The sequence below is a fragment of the Marinilabilia sp. genome, assembly GCF_016278715.1.
Lineage (GTDB): Bacteria > Bacteroidota > Bacteroidia > Bacteroidales > Marinilabiliaceae > Marinilabilia.
This window is the reverse complement of sequence record NZ_JADQBH010000123.1, coordinates 1-20,328: the sequence shown is the minus strand read 5'-3', so window position 1 is coordinate 20,328 and position 20,328 is coordinate 1. Positions and strand designations below refer to the sequence as shown.

The window sequence follows — 20,328 nt, the reverse complement described above, 5'->3', positions numbered from 1 at the left end:
TTTAACAGGTTCATGTAAATAATTGAACAAATGCTATTCGTAGTCGAATACAGGGAGGCCAGAAGTGGTTTCTTTCGGCATTAACATTGATTAAACTATTTTATATATGAACAGGGTTTTTGGTTTGCTGTTGTTGATGCTTGTTTCGGCAGGTGTCTTTGCACAGAATAATACGTGGTATGCAATTACTTCTGGAGAATGGTCAAATGCAGAGATCTGGACATTGGATCCGGCAGCTTCAGTTAAAGTCAATCCGAAAGGCGAAATCCCGGATGAGAATGACATTGTGGTAATTAAGTCGGGCCGTACAATCACAATGGATGCTGATGGTTACAAGGCCAATGTGCTTACAGTTGATGGACGTCTGGAGCTAAAACAGACAGTTGGTCAGCAGTTTTCTCAAATCCGTGGCTCAGGCCGCATTGTTATGGAGGCTGATAATTTCCCATCCGGAGATGCCACTCACTTTACTTCTAAAAACCAGGGAGAGGGGACGGTTGTTTTTAAGGGCAGTTCAAATATTGATGTTTTTACCAGTTATGAGTTTTTTAATCTGGAGGTTGATCATGCTTCCCGGGTAAGGATAAGACGTGATCTGGTATTGAACGGCAATTTGGTTGTGAAAGGTGGAGATTTTCGTTTCGGACCGAATGAAGTGTCTGTTACTGTTTATGGCAATGTGTTTGTAGAAACACCTGGGGAAATGTCTGTCGCTAATAACCTCGACTATCATTGGTTTAATGTTTATGGGGATTTCATCAATAATGGAAGCGTCGATTTTTCAAAGAACAATCAATTTGATATACCCACTAAGGGAGTTGTAAAACTTAAGTTTTTAGGAGAAACAGATAATGAGTTCCGATGTAAGGGGAAAACGGAGTTACACAGGCTTTTTGTTGATAAAGGGACCGATAAAGCTTTCAAATTAAATGTAACCGCTGATCAAAATACCAACTTTCAACTTTATGGCCCTGTAACAGGTACTACTTCCGATGCAGCTGATGGTAATGCTGGCTGGCAAAGATTGCCAATTGTTATTGAAAACGGAACACTAGAATTGGGGTCGAATGTTGTAATCGATCGGTTAGGAGAAAATATTGATGGAAATGCCCCTAATGAATTTACTATTCCTGAAACAGGGCATTTGATTTTAAACGGAGGAAGTGTGAATTCGTCCACTTCTACCGGGAATTGGAATGGTATTACTTTGTATGGTAAACTTACTGTTGCAGCCGGAGAGTTGACAACCCCGGCAGGAACAAATGGATTAAACTATGCAACCAATGGAAAAACCCCTCAGTTTGAAGTTACCGGAGGTACGGTTAATTTAACACAGATTAGACCCTATAATAGTGCTGATAAATTTAGTTATGCCCAGTCTGGTGGTTTGGTTGATTTCTTTGATACACCGTATGATGATAACAGTTCTGCAGTTTTGCATATAGGAAATAATTCCGCCGTTCAACCAGCAAATCTTAATACCGATTTTGTGTTTAATATGTCGGGTGGTAATTTGCGTTTTAGTCATGCAAATTCGGCGAATGGATGGGTCAGTGGTATCAGACTTGAAGTTAATGAAGGAAATTACAATGTAACTGGTGGTAATATTGAGGTTGCAGATTTATCAGGTTCCCAAAAATTTGATATCTTTAGTACCAGCCCGTTATACAATTTATCTATTTCAAATACCACCCCAGATGTTCAGATAACCGGGTGGTATGGTGCTTCATATGATGCGTCATGGTCAACTGATTTTGAAGTTTTGAATAACTTGACAATTGGTCCCGGAACGACTTTCAACGATCTTGGACATTCAATTTCTGTTGGGGGAAGTCTGGATATCGCAGGAACCTATACTCAGTCAGGGGGTTTGGTTTTTAACGGTCTGCAAAATGGTGAAATATTAAATAGTACAGGAACTACATTAACCTTAGATGGCTTAACCATTAACAAAGACCGCCACCCCACAGACGGGAGTTATTATTCTGTACGCTTATCCGGAGCCGGCAATATCAATTTTGATGGAGATGTAACCCTCACAAGAGGAGCATTGGATGTGGTTGATTATTGGCCAACGGTAACAGGTAATGTAATTATCTCTGACGGAGATTTGACTTCCAGCGGAACCGGAGGTTTGGAATTAACTGGTTCAGCCCCGATATTGATAGGTAAATTTGGCAGGGAGTTTAACTTTGGTGATATCCGTTTGAACAATGGTAATAACGGACTTACTTTAGGTACCAATGTAAATGTTGAAAGCTTTGCTTTTGCCGGTAGTGGTACCGGAAAAGTCAATCTTGGTGTCCACAACCTTACTGTTACAGGGAGCCTGTCCAATGCTAACAATTCACGGTTTTTTTATACCAATGGCGAGGCAAGTGACGGCGGCTTAACATTGCCAATTACTGCCGGAAGTAATGGTACAAATATTCAATCCTTCCCAATTGGTAGCGGTACAGGTCGATACACACCTATGCAGGTGGATGCAAATGCTGCCGTTTCTTCAAATGGAACTATTACTGTTAATCCGGTTAATGATTATCATCCAACTGTGACAGATCAAACATATGCACTTGAATATTATTGGAAAGTAGATCAAAGTGGTTTGGAAAATGATGTGGATAAAATTAGATATCAGTTTACACATTATGCAATAATAGATGTTGATGTCTATGAACAATGGTTTTTTGGGACTGTATATTATTACCCTACTCTAAATACTTTTGAAAATGCAACCTGGAATGATTATGATGATGGTAATGGAGATTCTAATGGAGGAACAACTTTAACTTTCCCATATTTGGCTCTTTTAGAGAATGACTTCTCCTATGGTGTTTTAGAAGGAGGATTTTGGTGGGGGGAATGGGACGCCCCTCGCACACTATATAGTAGAGATGTAGATGGAGCATTTAATGCTCGTAATACATGGACTGAGGATGCTGATCATGATCCTAACCAAAATGACAGAGCCGGCTCAGCTCCAACGGCCATTGATTTTTGCGTTATAGGTGCCGGGCATACTGTCTATATAAATTCTGATAATAATAATGCTTCTCAAATCCTTATTGAAGAAGGAGGAACGTTGATTGTAGAAGATGATGGAAATAATCAAATCTATACGCATAATATTGATGTTATTAAAGGAGGGGGGACTCTGGTCTATGAGGAAGACAACAATTATTCTACATATTTAATACTGAACGCTGATCATTCAGAGTTTTGTAACGATGTTGAAGCAACCATAGAGTTTACGGGTGTGGGGAATAATAGAATACTACCGTCAAATTCATTATTACCTTATTATCCTAATTTGAAAATATCAGGAAGTAATTTGGTTCAAAGTGATACAGATGAAGACCTGATCATAAATGGTAACCTGACCGTGGAAAGCGGGACTCTTTCTTTACTTACATATCAAAGTGAAGTTGTAGAAGTTGGTGGAGATGTTGTTATTGATTCCGGAACGTTAACTTTTAATCATACGTGGAGTGATAACCGATATATGGATATTGGAGGGGATATAGAATTTACAGGGACGGGAACATTAAATGATAATACCAGCAATGGTAATATTTATCTTAAAGGTAACATAAATCAAAAAAATGGATCCATAAACCTGACTAATTCAACTCTCATTTTTGAAGGAACAGAATCTGCCACATACAGTAATACCGGAGGTTTAGCCAATTTTAATCGCATAGAAATAAATAAACCATTATCTCAAAGTGTCACGTTTAACGGTGCATTTTTTTTGAATGGTTCTTCTAATGGAACAACTAAAGCTTTGGAATTAACATCTGGTGAATGCTATATAAATAATTCAGGTATCGAAATCGATCTAACAACAGGAGGTAATGACTTTGAAATACCTTCGAGCTCTAAATTATATGTGACGGATGGAATAGTTTACTCATCCGGCAATTCAGGAATAAAACTGGATGGCTCCCTAATAGTTGATGGTGGTACAGCCAATCTTGATGGTACCCTGGCATCAGGTGGTCCATCCAATAGTAGTTATATTGAATTCACTTCATCAGGAAATTCCTATCTGGAAGTTAGTAATTATGGAATTTTGAATGTAGGTGACCAGATTCGGCGATCAACCAATGCTGATGAGGGGATATTATCATTTGTTCAGAAGGGAGCAACTGTCAATATAGGAAATACAGGAGGAGATATAAAACCGACCCGTGGAATGTTTGAAATTATGGGTGCCGGAAGTTCTTTTTCACAGGGAGAAGATGATTTCATAACCATCTACCGTTCCAATCAGAGTAATTCAGTGCCATCGTTATATTTTAATCCGGAAAATGTAAGCTATACGGGCAGTTGCGGGTTTGCTTTCGATGTTAGCTACGCTGATGGTGAGGTTTTTGGAGTGTATGCCCCAAAGAACCTAAATGATGTTACCTTAACAGGAGGAGCGGCCAGTGGAGTTGGAAGTGGCAATGAAGTGACGTTGCTCACCCGTGAGCATACCTTGAATGGGGATTTGTCCATTGGAGCTAATACCACATTCGATGCTAATGGGTTAGACTTAAATCTTTACGGCAATTTGACCAACTCTGGGACTTATAAACCATCCTACAACACCACTTATTTCAAAGGGGATGCTTCTCAAACGATTAGTGGTGATGTTGCGCTCCACAAAGTTGTGAAAGATGGTTCTGCAATATTACTACAGGCTGAAGATACAGAAGTTACCATCAATGACGACCTGAATATTCTATCCGGCGTTGTAAATACTGCCGATAATCAATTGATTGTAAAAGGTAATTTGTTGATTGAAAACGGTGCTTCAACTCAAAGTTCTTCAGCTACTGATGGAGTCGTGATGGCAGGCAGCAATAGTCAGCTGCTGCAGGTTGAGGGAGAAATCGGCCGCTTGTCGGTAAACAATACTGCCGGAGTGGTTGTACCCACACAGGGAGGTGCAATTAATTTTTCTGGTCAGCTGAAACTGGATGCAGGTGTTCTGGACATTGGTCGTAATCTTCTTGTTATCGGTAAAGATGCGGAGATTGTTTCAGGTACCGCAGGGTTCTCTGAAGATGCTATGATTCAGACCAACCTTTCGTTTACTGATGCCGGAGTTCAGAAGTTTTTGCCGGCTATTACCAGTCTTACAGCATATACTATTCCCATTGGGTCAATGGGAAAATATACCCCGGTGGGTTTGAATGTCTCAACCACTGGAAATGCTACTGGTTCAATACGTGTGAAGGCTGCCAATGAACCTCATATTACGATACCGGCTTCTGAGAAGAACCGGGTGTTACATTACAACTGGACGCTGGATGCTGAAGGAATTGAAAATTTTTCTGCCAATGTTACTATGCAGGCATTTGCTGAGGCCGTGGAAGGAGATGGATCTGCTTATATCACTGCCCGTTTGTTGGATGCGTCTGAAGGCTATTGGAATAAATATAACCTCGATGGATTTGATGAAAATAACTATGTTTTGAATTTTACATTTTCTGGAACCGACGATGCCGGTATTGACGGAGATTTTACTGCAGGTGAGGAAGATGCTATTCCTGAAAAAGTGCAGGCATTTGTTACGCGGTCCAACGGTCTTTGGAATGATGCTTCGACATGGAGTGTGGAAGGTTCCGGTGTGGTTCCTTCCGGGGGGCCCCGCGGAGCTATTGTGAAGGTTAATCATAAAGTGACTGTTCCGGAGAGTATTTTTTCTGCTGTTGCCTACATGACCGACCTTGGCAATAACGGAACTCTGGATTTTGGGTCAACTTTTGGACATCGTTTGGGTAAGGTAAAAGGTACAGGGCGAATTATTCTTCAACGAAATGCTCTACCTGCCGGTATGTATGATGAATTTTTCTCCAAAAACGGTGGAACTCTTGAATTTACAGGAGATACGGATTATGATGTGCTGGGAGAAATCACTCTGGTTAATAATCTGGCACTTACAGGTTCCGGAGAAAGACGACTGGGAGCTGCTGACCTGACATTAAACGGAGGACTGACTGTGGATACCGTGAGTTTAATTAATGAATCGGAAATTAATCTTTCATTAAAAGGAAACCTCACTTTCAATAACGGTTCGTTTGATATCAGAAACGGATTGGTAACTTTCGATGGATCTCAACAGCAGAACGTTGGGGGATTATCGGCTTTTTCAGGGAGTAATGCCTTGACCAGTGCCATCGTAAAGAATGGCAAAGGTCTTTCTTTATCCAATGATTTGGAGGTTACTAAAACAATGACCGTAAATGGTGGAAATATAGTATCTACCAATTCCAGTGCTTTGATTATTTCAAACCCTTCTTTGACAGCATTGCAATTGAATGATCCTGCATCTTTTATTGGGACAACCCTGAGAAAAAGACTGACTGCCAATGACAGTTATGATTTCCGTGTAGGGAAAGACGATCGTCCTGCAACATTGAATCTTTCTTCGTTGGATGCTTCCGGCCTTTGGGAAGTTGAATATTTTAATGCCAACCCTGCCAATGCTAATCCCGCAATGAATCCTGCATCAATGGAAGCAAGTGATCTGAAATTTGTCTCCCACAACGAGTACTGGCGTGTGAAAGCACCAGCCACTGCCAATGCCGGAGTAACCGTACGTTGGGATGAGCAAAGTGGTTTCTCTACCGAGTCAACCGAAACACAAAAAATGAGGATGGTAGAGTGGACTTCTGCAAATGCATGGTCAATAGTGGATGGAGTAGTTTATCATAACGAAGGCGACTTTTTTGGAGCCATTGAGTCGAATGGTGCTGTAGGATTTAATAAAATCAGTGGTAAAGGGAATTTTTTTACCATAGGTTCTATTGAGAAATATCTGTATGATTGGACAGGAAACCTGGATAGTGACTGGTTTAATCCGGGTAACTGGGATGATGGAAAAGTACCTACCTCGAATACAGAAGTGACCATTGGTGTTGTTTCTTCTTTGCCTGAAATAGGTCTGAATTCCGAGAAGGATGCCTATGCATTGGACTTAACCATCAATCCTAGTGCCTCAGTAACCCTTCGGCCCGGTGCCACTCTTAATGTTTCCGGCTCATTTGAGAATAATGGAGATGTGGTCCTCAAATCTAATCCCAATGCAGTTGCTGCCTTGAATGTTCCGGTTGATAATGCTGATTCCGGACATGGCATTGTTGAGTTGTCAGGCTTAAAAGCAAACCAGTGGTACCGGTTTGGGCAGCCAATCTCCGATGCTACCGGGGGAATATACAAAGCCAGCGGTGACAAAAGCTGGGTCTATCGCAGTACTACCAACTGGGAACGTATCCAGTCCGATACCGAAATCATTCATCCTATGGAAGGCATTATGGTTCTCTATGAGAAAGATGAGACGTTAACGTATGGCGGACAGTTGAATACAGGAGAAATAAACTGGGAAGTTCCCTATGGACGCGGATTTTATCTGTTCTCCAATCCCTATCCCGGAAGTATGCGCTGGGATATCAGTAATCCGAATACGGGAATTACCGTTAGTGATAATGTGTCATCGACCATCTATTACCGGGTTTATGCAGGGTCTGTGGAGGATGACTATATGATTACATACAATGGTTTTTCAGGATTTTCGACCTTGGTGGATGGGGAGTCAATGCCCGGAGGTTATACCACTTCCAATATTGGTAATATATCTCCCATGCAGTCGGTTTGGGTAAAAGTTAATGATTCGGACAAGGCTTCCATTAAAGTGGACAATAGAGCTCGTGTTTCAGACAACTCACTTCCGTTGAAGAGTGCCGGAAATAATTCAGATCGCGATGTAATCCGTATTGTTCAGTCCAATGATCTTATCTCGGATGTGGCAGTGGTCTATTTTGATGGTTATTTCCTGGAAGGTTTAGATCGTTCAGATTCTGAAAAGATGATGAATGCCTCGAAACATATTCCGGAGATATTTACCAGGGTGGAGAATAAAAACCTTGCCATTAACGGTTTGCCTTTACTGGAGGCCGATCAACTAAGTATTCCGCTAAGTGTGAGAATCAGAGAAAAAGGAGAGGTTGCTATCTCAATGGTGTTGGATGATTTCACCGAAAACTATGAAGTATGGTTAGAAGATCTGGAACTGGAGATTCAGACCAATATGCGCGACATGGAGCAATACACTTACGAGTGGAACAATAGTGGGTACAATCACAATCGATTTGTGATGCATCTCATTAAGAAAGTAGAGATTCCAACCAATATTGCTGAGCCGGATGCCCCCAAAGCAGGTGAAATCCTGATTTCAGGTTATGATGATTTCGTTTTGGTGAAAATTAGTCCTGATTTGTTGGCTAATGGCAATGCTGAGCTTACGTTGATGGATCTCAGTGGTCGTCAGTTAAGCAGTACTCAGACCGCTGCCAATGAAACTGAAATCCAGTTGCCTGAGGCTACCGGAGTCTATTTGCTAAAGGTTACTGCCGGGACTCAGCAAAAAACCGCAAAAGTCATGAGAAAGTAAGATGTAGAAAAACCTGCTTAAATATTGAGTTTTACTTTCCCTCGTTTCCGAACGAGGGGCCTCACCCGCTTAAAAAAAATCCCTTTTTAAGTCCCCTTTGGGGATTTAGGAGGCCAAAATATCACAATTAACCCTGTGAAGTTAAGAAGTCTCGCCCCAAAACGTTGGGTTGCGAGACTTTTTCGTTAATGATTTCCTGCAATTTAGCCTGATTTATTCATGAATTAATCAGGTTAGAATTGGTCAGACAAAAAATGATTGTTTTCGAAATGAACTATTTATCCCTAAAAATGAATCCTTTAGTCGTTTTTTTCGTTATGATAGAACTATTAGAAAGATCATTAATGACGAAAGTGTTGAACAGGGTTAATTCATTACGATGGTTTTTTTTATTTCTTTTGTTTCCTTTATTCCTTAATGCACAAACGGGGCCGGGGGGCATAGGAAATTCGGATGGTTCTGATGGTCATCCGGAGCTATTGCTATGGTTAAATTCAGATTCTCTTGCTTATTCTGACAATGATAACGTAGAATTCTGGACGGATATTTCAGGTAACGGGCATGATTTGCAGCAGACCTTAACCGTTAAACAGCCTGAATATTTTCTCAATGCAATCAATGGAAGACCAGCTGTTGCCTTTGACGGGACAGATGATTTTTTGGTAGATGAAGATGGAGACTCTTACATAAACGGGTTGAATGCTTTTACCCTTTTTACAGTAATTGAGTCTAACGTTACAAATACCGATGCCGGGTTTTTCGATACTGAAGATCCCGATAGTAATGACGATGTTCTTACTGTCAGATATGATAAAGATGGCTTCAGTGGTGGAGGGACTAATGTCGTAAAAGTTGGTCTGAGGACTACATTGGGTGATATTCAGATAGAATCTTCCTCCGGAGTCCAGTCTATAACACCTCAACTTCTTTCGCTTTCATGGAAAAGTGGCAGTTCAATGCAACTGTTTGTGGATGGAAAGAGCGATGCACTTTCAGCAGATGGTGGTGTCAAAAATGGATTGCTTTCCGGAGCACAAAAGGTGTTGCTGGGGAAAGGGCCTAAAGATGGTTCTTCTGCATGGAATGGCAATATAGCTGAAGTGATTCTATTTGCCAGCAATTTATCTGCTGCTTCACGTGTTATCGTTGAAAACTATATCAATGCTAGATATGGGATTGTTATTGCAAATGATCTTTATTCTTCAGGCGATCCTGCCTATGTTCATAATCTTTCAGGGATAGGAAATGAAATCGGGGGTTCCCAAAATTCAGGTTATTCTTCAGGATTGAGAATACTTTCAGATTCTGATTTCGATACCGGAGAATATGTTCTTTTTGCACATAACAATGCCGACAATACAGCTACTTCAATTAACGTTGGTTCTGATGTAACCGCTTCAGGGGCAGAGGCCGCCTGGAATCGTGAGTGGTATGTTGAGAAAACGGGTAATGTGAGTACCCGCTTCTCATTCAACATCCCAACCGCCTTTGAAAAGGGGTATAATCCGCCCAGACCTGACGATTATGTTTTGTTGTACAAGACAACTCCCCTCAATGGGTTTTCGATAGTTGCCACCGCAGCAGAAGTATCGGGGCCTGAAGTGCTTTTCAATGTTCAGGATTCCAATCTTCAAAACGGATACTTTACATTGGGTACTTTAAATCAATCGGAAAGTCCGGTTCAGGGCAAACAAAGCAAAATTTGGTACACCCTGATAAGTGGCAATTGGGAAGATTGGGAGACCTGGACCCTCGACTCATCAGGCGCTTTGCCTGACAATCCCGATCATTTAACTCCTGAAAACTCCGAAAATGATGAAGTTGTTATTCTTAACGGACGGACCGTTGATGTGAATACCAACAATCTTAAAAATGGTTCTGTTGAAGTGAACGGACGACTCAACATTGCCGGAACAACGGGTCATTCTTTTGGAGAGATTGCCGGAAATGGCAGAATATTGTTGCAGGGAGATAACTTCCCTACGGGAGATGCATCAAAATTTGCTTCCGAAGGAAAAGGGACGGTTGAATTTTATGGAGCGGGAGCTACCCTGGCAAACAGTCGCACATTTAATGATGTCATTCTCAGTATGGATAACAGAGCAAGTGCCCTTGTTTTAAATACTGATTATACCCTTGTTGGAGATTTAATCATAAAAAAGGGGACTCTTCAAATCAATGACAACAGCAATACTACTCCACGGAATCTTGATATTTCCAATAATGTTATTGTTCAGACAGATGGAAATATTACTGTGGGCACCGCGGATGGTTATGATTTAACTTCGCAAAGCGGCTATGGGAATTATCATAAAGGATTTCATGTCTTTCGCGTGGGAGGCAGCTTTGAAAATAACGGAACCGTGCGCATGACAAACCAGCTGGTGCCCGATTATGCTTCAAGGGCTACAACCGGTGCGGTTTCTTTGGTCTTTTATGGATCGTCCAACAATGTCTTAAATTGCAATAATACAACCGATTTGTATAATTTGGTTGTGGATAAAGGAAGTAACCGAAGTTTTGAGTTGGAGGTATATGCCGATAATAAGGCCTATTTTGCTCTTTTTGGTGAAAACGATGGGGAGTGGGACAACTCGGATGCGGCCCATCCGGAAAACCGGAAAGCTCTCTGGATCGCCAATGGCTCATTAAGACTTACCGGCAGCGTTTTTATTCCTTCTCTTACCGAAGGGACAAGGGATTATACAATTGGTCGGCGGGCCGGTCTTGTCCTCGACGGACCCGGGGTTTTTGTGCAGAATTCTGCTGATGAGAACAGCGATTTTTCGGGATTGTCTCATGGTACACCAAGTGGTATCAATACAGGCTCTGGTGAGCAGGCTTTGTATCCTTATGGAAAACTACATGTTATCAATGGTTATTGGTACCTGGGAAAAGGCGAGGCTATTAATTTTCGCGATGAAGCGCCCGGTATCATTCAGGTTGATGGCGGCGTACTTGAAGCCAATCAAATAGCAGTAAGTAGTTCCTCCTCTTCCGGGAACTTTGCTTTTATATTGAATGGTGGTGAAGTAAGAGTAACCAGTGAGCATGGGTCGGATGCAACCCGGGCTTTACTGAATCTCGACAATCCGGATATGGTTTTTTCCATGAAAGGGGGCGCATTGTATATTGATAACATCAATGGCCATACCCCTAACGCCATTCATATTGCCAGCGCCGACGGAAATTTTAATGTTTCCGGAGGTACCGTTTACATCAACAGCAGTAATAATGCCCAGGTTCTTTCCACGGCTCCTTTCTATAATTTGCAGGTGGTTAATAATTCTACTTTAACTCTTCTGGAACCTCTTGAGGTACTTAATGATTTATTAATTGATTCGGGCTCGGAGCTGAATGCCGGAGGTTTCGATGTTGCTATCGGGCGAAATTTCGACTTAAAAGACAATGCTTCCTACATTTCCGGCTCCAATACCACTCGTTTTACCGGAAACAGCCTTTCCAACATTTATGTGCGCAATACTACAAATGCGCACGAATTGACTTTTAATAATCTGGAACTCGATAAGGAACAAAGTTCCGACCCATCGCTGTTCAACAGGTTGGAAATTTCAAGTAATGGCCGGGCAGCCAGTAATCCACCGCTTTTGATTAATGGTAATGTTAATATCAAACGTGGCGAACTGGATGTTGACCAGTGGAATGTGGATTTACATGGTAATATTGAAATTGTTGATGGTCAAATTATTGCATCGAATGCCAGTGCAGGAAAAATGGTTCTTAACGGAAGCACTTTACAGACCATTAAAGGGAGTTTGGGCAAGGAACAGAGTTTTGGTCATCTGGAACTTAACAATGTTAATGGCGCTAAACTGTTGAGCAATATTAATGTAGCTGACTTTATCCTCACATCCGGGGTAGTGGATTTGGATACTTACAACCTGGATGTCTCCGAAGCAATCATGGGTAGTGGGTTTGGTAGTTCCAAGATGTTTAAAACAGCCGGAAATGCTTCCGATGGCGGATTAAGTCTGTTTATTGATTTTTCCTTGGGGGCGGCTGGTGCAGAAACGGTTTTTCCTGTTGGTACGGACACTGATTATTGTCCCACTGTTGTTACCCAAAGTGCTATCATAAATGAAGCCGGCACGATTTCGGTGAATCCCGTCAATGATTATCATCCATCTGCCACAGTTGCCAGTAATGCTATTCCTTACTACTGGGTTGTTGATACAACAGGCTTTTTAGGTCTGGTTCACAATGATTTAAAATATACGTTTACCTATGGCCCGGGCGCAATTCCGGGAAGTGTAACCAATGGGCTGAACCTTTGGCCGGACGATTATGCCTGGTACGATGCCGGAAATGTTAAAAACGGCAATAAACTTGAGTTCCCTTATAGTGCATTTCTTACCGGGGATTACACGATTGGAAATAAATACGAATTTAATCAGCCAACTGTTTTTTACAGTATTACCCCGTCCTCTTCTTATTATTTGCCCAATGTTCCGGTGTGGAGTAATGGAAACAACTGGAGTACGGAATCGCATACCGGAGCTGCTGCAGGCGATTTTCCTCAGGATGGTGATATTGCTGTTATTGGCTATGGTGGGGCTGACCCTGGTGATGGTGGGGGTAACCAGCATCACATGGCTTATCGTGCTACCGATAATTATAAGTTGTCCGGGGTCATCATTAATTCAAGTGATGATCCCGGTGTGGAGGATACCCGTTTGTTTATAGAAAATGGCGCAACTTTCGATATGGGCGTTGTTGATGGAAACGGGATTTTGGATATTCGTGTTAATCCTTCCAATCCAGGCAATATCAGCGGTGATTTTGGTCGGTTTGTTAATAATTATGCGCAGGGATCCCGTGTTTTATTTCTTTTGGTAAGCGGAACGGATGTTCAATTACCATCTATGTTTAATTCTTATCCGAATGTAAGGATCGAGGGAGGGGGTATCCGGACTGTCTTTTTTCCTGATGAGGCAACGATAATGGGCGATTTACAAGTCGACCATCAGGCTACTTTGCGCCTTGAACATGACCTGACTGTAAATGGAGACTTGGGTTTAGGTGATTATCTTAACGGTATTATTGAGTTTCCTGATGATTTTGCCAGAGAATTAACTCTCCACGGCAATTTGAGCTTACACAATGCCTATGGTAATAGTGTTATTGTGGATAATTCAATAGCCAGAAATCTTGAACACCGCTTCAGAGTGGGAGGGGATATTGAATTGACTCAGGGGGATAAATTTGATTTGTTTTCGGACAATAGTGGAGGCAATAACGTCATTCTTGAATTGTTTGGAGATGCTGATGCGAAGATGACAAATGTTGATGGGATGCCCGTTGGTTTTTACCGCCTTGTCATGAACAAAATGGAAGGGCGCAGTTTTGATTTTCAGGACTTTTTTACACTTTACGGGCCCACTAATGGGGATGAAAAATCTCTTGAGTTGATAAGTGGTCGCCTGCAATTGAGCGATCCCGGTATTGACATTACATTGTCATCGGGCGGCGCTGATTTCCGGATTCCGGCAGAAGCTGAATTGAATACCGAACAACAAAGTATAGTTAGAGTAACCGGCAACAATACCGGTATCTGGCTCGATGGCCGTATCAATGTTGGTTTGGGTACGAATTGGTTCATCAATGGCGGAATTAATAATTACATTGAATATACTTCTTCCGGAAATTCTGTTATTGATGTATTTCAGGGAAACTTTTACGTGGGGTCTCAAATCCGGCGAAGCACAGCAACAGAAGAGGGCACCCTGCATTTTAGCCAAAAGCACAACAATTCCGATATTATCATTGGTACCAATGCCAATGATGGTGGTGAAACTTCTCGCGGTGTCTTTGAGATGCTTAATGAATCTACGTTTTCACAGGTCGAAGGTTCCGAATTGACCATTGCCAATGCTCTGCCTAATGCGGCTGTGCCTTCTTTTTATCTTGATCTTGATGAAAGTAATGTGGACTTAGGGGCCAATTCGGCGGTTCATATCGGCGGGGTCAATACTGTGGCCGGGCAAAGTATCGGGTTCTATTCTTCGGCAGTTTTGAGAAATGTGGTGGTTGATAATCAATCGGCCAATAATCCCGTTCTGGATCTGGAACTTGCTCCCCTTACATTGGAAAACCTTACCATTTCCGGAGGAACTTCTTTCAGAGCCAATGGTCTTGATGTTAACTTATCGGGTAATTTGACCAATAATGGGACTTATATTCCTGATGGAAATACCACGCTGTTTTCCGGCATAACCAGCCAGTTAATTACCGGTGATACCGGGTTTTACAATTTTATCAAATCAGGAATCGGAAATCTTGCGCTTGATGTAGCTGGTGCTGAATTGAATATCAACAACCGATTTGAATTTTATTCGGGAACGCTTACAGATAATAGTAATACGGTTTTTTTAAAGGGTAATGCTGTGTTTGATGGGCTCCATCTTTTTGGGGGTTCCGGAAATGGAATTGTGTTTGATGGAACATCGGAACAAGTGCTTGCCGGAAACGGAAAATTTGGAAAACTGACCATAAATAATCCCTCCGGGGTTGTTGTTCCTGTAGGAAACGATTTTTCTGTCAGCCATGTTTTAAGAATGGAACGGGGAATTCTTAATATAGACAAGAATTTACTTATTCTGGATGAAAGTTGCGTAATTGAAGAAGTTAGTGAAATTGCTCCTTTCTCGGCTTCAAAAATGATTCAGACCAATATTTCTTTCACTGATAACGGGGTAAAGAAGATTTTTCCATCAGGAGCGAGTGATTTTGTTTTTCCGATGGGGGCAAAAGGAAAATATACTCCTGTTAGCTTGAATATTTCTGCAAATTCAGTCTCTGGTGGCAGCCTTATTGTCAAACCTTCCAATGAACCCCATTCCAGTGTTCCGGATCCTGCCAATGTTCTTCAATATCATTGGGTGTTGCGGGCACAGGGGGTATCAGGATTCGAAGCGTCTGCCAGAATGAAATATGTTGAGAGCGATGTTGCTGTGGAATATCCGAATGCCATTCAGGATTATTTGATTGCACGGCTTTTATCCGACAATTCAGGTCAATGGAATAAATTCAGCGGGGAAGGAGTTATTGATGAAGCTTCCAGTGAGTTGGTGTTTACTTTTAGCGGAACCAACGATGACGGAATAAGCGGGGATTATACAGCCGGCATGGATACCGCGATTCCCGATCAGGTTCCCGGATACACTACTAAAATAAGCGGTGCCTGGTCTGATGAGATTATATGGGATACTTATCCCGTGCCCGGAGGTACCGTGCCGGGTGGAGGCCCAAGTGGAGCAATGGTTTATATCCAACACGAAGTGAATCTGCCAATAAATTACATTTCATCCTACCGAACCACTATAAATGGCTCTGGAAAACTCAAAGTGGGTTCTACTTTTGGGCATCGGATGGGCGATGTTTTTGGTGATGGCATTCTAACGCTCGAAAGTGGAAACCTTCCTGCAGGTGTCTATGACGGTTTCCTGCAATCGGGCACTTTTGAGTTTGCCGGTAACGGTAATTATGATGTGTTGGGTAGTTTTAGTAAGGTTAATAATTTAATATTTAGCGGAACCGGGGAGCGTCGTCTGCCCAATATTCCATTGCAGATTTCTGGTAACATTCTTTTGTCAGGTGCTGATTTAATTAACGAGCACAACTGCATAATTAGCTTGAAAGGTAGTTTTGAATTTGCTTCAGGTTCGTTTGATGCCGGAACAAGTGCAGATGCAAAGTGGATTTTTAACGGTAAGGCAACACAGCAAATATCAGGACCCGGTGTTTTTGATGGAGATAATGGATTTAATTATTTGGAGGTTAATAATCCCATTGGCATTTTGTTGGAAACAGTTGTGGAAGTGCAAAAAGCACTCACCCTTACAGATGGTGTCGTGAACAATACAGCGGGGAATCGTTTTGCTGTTACTAATGCATCTGCTGATGCGGTGGTAGGAGGTGGCCCTTCTTCCTATGTCTCCGGTCCTTTTGAAAAGACTATTTCTAATGGTGGTTCCTTCTCTTTTCCTGTTGGGAATGGAGGTCGATATGGAGCATTGCTTGTATCTCATGTTCAATCGGGATCAGCCTTGCCATGGATTGCCACCTATCACAACCAGAATCCCGGCAACAGCGGACTGGATACAGAGCGTTTTGTGCCTCCTCTGGAGTTTGTAAGTAAAAAGGAGTACTGGAATGTAAAAGGTCCTGATGGTGCCGATGCTGATGTGACGATTCGTTGGGATTCACAAAGTGGCGTTTCTGCGGATCCTTCGGAGAGAAACGACTTAAGAGTGGTAACCTGGAGTGATTTGGAGCCTGATGCCTGGTCGGTTGCTGGTAGTGACAGGGAAGACCAGGGAACTTCGTTCGGGACTATTAAAACCGATTCTCCAGTGAGGTTTAATGAGTTTGTGGCGGGAAACAATTTTACCATAGGAGGAACCACGGTATATACTTATTCCTGGGAAGGTGCTACCGCAGACTGGTTTGACGCTTCCAACTGGGTGGGTAGCACTGTTCCGTCTATGAGTACCGAGGTGGATATACCGGAAAATCCATCAGGAGGGCAGCAGCCTGTAATTAATGGGGATGCTTTTTGCAAAGACTTGCTGATATATCCCAATGCAATGATAACACTGGAGGCTGGTGCTACATTAACAGTAGATAACAGCCTTGTCAACAACGGGGAAATTTTCCTGAAGTCGAACCCTGATAATGTGTCTGCACTGAATGTTCCTGTCGGCAATACGGATTCTGGAAACGGACGCATCGAATTGCCGGTTAAAGCCAATCAATGGTATCGCTTGGGGCAGCCTTTTGTGTCGCCTTCTGGTGCCACGTACGATGCTCAGGAAATTACCAGTTGGGTTTATCGAAGCACAACTCAATGGCAGCGCATTATAAATAATTCTACATTGATTAATCCCATGGAAGGAATTATGGTTTTTTATGAAAGTGACCATACCATATCCAATAGTGGGAAACTGAATACAGGGCCTTTGAGTTGGACGATTCCCTATGGTAAAGGTTATTATCTGTTTTCAAATCCATATCCATCAGCCATTAAGTGGGATATTGATGATGTGGAAGATACGGGCGTTACCATCAGTGATAATTTATCGAAAACAATTTACTATCGTGTCTATGCCGGGAGTCAGGTTGGGGATTATATGATTACATACAATGGCGTTACCGGACATTCCACCATCGAATCAGGAGGTTCTTTTCTCAGGGTTATACTGCTCAGAATATTGGAACCATCTCGCCCCTCCAATCAGTGTGGGTGAAGGTTAATGATACGCCTTCCGGAGATGCGACTATCGATTTGACCAACAAAGCGCGGGTTTCAGATAATTCGATGCCCCTGAAAAGTGCTTCTGCAAGTTTAGAAAGCCTGGATATGCTGAAATTGATGCAAACCAATGAGTTCATTTCTGATGTGGCCGTGATTTACTTTAATGAGAAATTCATTGATGGTTTTGACGGGGCCGATTCGGAAAAAATGTTTAATACTTCCAGTAAAGTGCCGGAGATTTATTCATGGGTGGATGATAAAAAAATGTCCATCAACGGATTCTCTTCCCTCACAGGCGGACCTCGGAGTATTCCAATCGCCATTCGAAACCAGGTGGATTCGGAAGTAGTATTGTCGTTGAGACTGGATGAATTCCCGGTTGAATATGATGTTTTTATTGAAGATAAGGTTGCTGGTTCTATGATTGATATGCGCCACACTGAGGGATATATTTATACTCCGCAACAAATGGGCGATGTTCACGATCGTTTTGTTCTGCATTTAAGTCCGGTACTGGAAGTCGCTACGAGTGTGAATAACCAGTCGAAAGTCAATGAAAAAGGGGAGATAGAAATATATGGTTATGGAGATTATGCAAGTGTCACCATTAGCCGGGATTTGTTGCGGGAAGGCGCTGCCAATATTGATTTAACCGACATCAACGGGCGCCAAATCAGTAGTACCAAATCGGAATCTAATAAAACTGAAATAGATTTGCCAGATGCCACCGGAGTCTATTTGTTGAAAGTTACTGCCGGTGCACAACAGAAGACTGCAAAAGTTATGCGGAAGTAAGATATACCAATAGACCGTTAGACTTTTAGATATAAGATATAAGATGAATCATATAATGTTGAAAATCTGCATTTTAACACAAAAATCCGTTTGATTTCAAATAACTGGATCAGAGGCTCTTCTAAAAGTTTAACGGACGATTGGTCTACAATAGTCCGTTAAAAAAGCCTAAACGCAGAGACGCCATGACGCAGGTGTGGCGGATTCTTATCGGGTAAAGCAGCGACCCTGAGCGCTGATCCGTCACTTTTAAGTCCCCTCTTTTTTTAAAGTCCCCCTTGGGAAGATTTAGGGGGTTCTTAGTCCCGCCTCAAACCCTTGAGCAGCGGGACTTTCTCGTTAAGGTTTTTTTACAATTGCGTTTTAATCAGCCTGAAATAGAATTTCGTCAGTAGAAAATTTCGATTTATCAAAAGAAAACAACCCTTTGCCTCTCTCGCAGTAGAAAGTAGCATAATCGTAAAAGTTTATTCTTTTGAACAGGGTTAAAGGTTTTAGTGATATGAAGAAATTTTACATAGTATTGATAGGGCTGTTATTTGGTTTAAGAGTCGGATTTGAGGCGTTTGGGCAGACTCCATTACCATATACCAAGGCTGATGCCACCAACTGGGCAGAGGTGCAGATTGATGTTGAGAAGACTGCATGGGACCTGACGGGAAATGGTTTGTATGTAGGCACCAAGGGAGGTGGCGGAGGCGGAAATTCAGGCAATATGTATGCTCAAAACTGGGCAATCTCTCCTGCAATTCAACTTAAGGATGTCAGCAACTTTTTGGAATATTCTGATATTCGGGCAGGAAGCACAGGATCATCATTTGCTGTTTTGATTGCACAGGATAATAGCGGTTCGGCACCTGCTCCATCAAGTTTTGTTACTGTAAAACAATGGACATCGCTTCAAACAATAGAGACCTCTCAACGAATTAATATTTCATCCTGGAGCGGTCAGCTTGTGAGGCTGGCATTTGTGCGCACCAATGAAGTTGCGGGAAGCTGGGATGTAAATAATATTAAAGTTGTTGGATCCGATTTGCCAGAAGTTGAGAATTTTAAAGTTTCTGATATTACCAATAGCTCCATAGGTGTTTCATGGACAGAACCAGGTAGTAACATGGAATATCTGTTGGTTGGGGCTAATGGTGAAATTGATTTTATACCGCAAGATGGTGTTGCCCTGGCTGTCGGAGATCCTGCAGGAAGCAATGGTGGCTCAGTGTTAATGAGCAGTACTGGTGTTTCATTTACTGAATCGTTACTGAATGAATTTCAAACACGTTTCTATAAGATTTGGAGTTACGATCCCATCACTCATGAATATGCACTGGCAGGACAAACGGCTAATGGTACTACGATTGGAGCATCTACTGTTTTTTATGAGGATTTTGAGGGGACAAATGGTATTACAAATATAACGGATGGTAATCCAGATACAGGAGATTGGTTAAGTAGCAATGGATATACATGGTCAATTGAATCAGAAAATATCTATTGGTCAGATAACTGGTTGTTGAACGGTATGGCTACCTCTTTTCGCGGAAGCAGATCAGCACATATTGTGCAGTTTGGGAACACGGAACCAATTTATAATGGGGGTAATCATAGTGGAGTTTTATGGTCAGATTTTTCTACTTCAGTTAGTATCCCTTCAAAATATAAAAGTGCTGAGTTGAAATTCTACTGGAAAGCAGGTGGACAGGCCGGATACGATTATGGTGATGTGTATATCAATGGAACTCCGATGACTGCTGGCGGATTGACTGGGCAGACAAAATGGAAAGAGGAGGTTATTGATATTACTGATTATCTTGGACAGAAT

At 42.0% G+C, this 20,328-nt stretch carries 4 protein-coding genes; all 4 read left to right on the top strand.

Features of this window, described 5'->3' with window-relative positions:
• The first annotated feature begins 106 nt into the window (after window positions 1-106).
• Window positions 107-8,440, top strand: a complete 8,334-nt coding sequence (locus QZZ43_RS07550; RefSeq protein WP_291857581.1) for a T9SS type A sorting domain-containing protein — start codon at window positions 107-109, stop codon at window positions 8,438-8,440.
• A gap of 269 nt (window positions 8,441-8,709) precedes the next feature.
• The gene (locus QZZ43_RS07545; protein ID WP_291857580.1) at window positions 8,710-17,706 is read left to right on the top strand and encodes a hypothetical protein; all 8,997 of its coding nucleotides are present in this window, start codon (window positions 8,710-8,712) and stop codon (window positions 17,704-17,706) included.
• Window positions 17,703-18,509 carry a T9SS type A sorting domain-containing protein gene (locus tag QZZ43_RS07540; protein WP_291857579.1) on the top strand — a complete coding sequence of 269 codons (807 nt, stop codon included), beginning with the start codon at window positions 17,703-17,705 and terminating at the stop codon, window positions 18,507-18,509. The genes QZZ43_RS07545 and QZZ43_RS07540 overlap by 4 nt, the downstream gene beginning before the upstream one ends.
• Window positions 18,510-19,011: 502 nt before the next feature.
• On the top strand, window positions 19,012-20,328 hold a 1,317-nt coding region (locus QZZ43_RS07535; RefSeq protein WP_291857578.1), incomplete at its 3' end, for a hypothetical protein.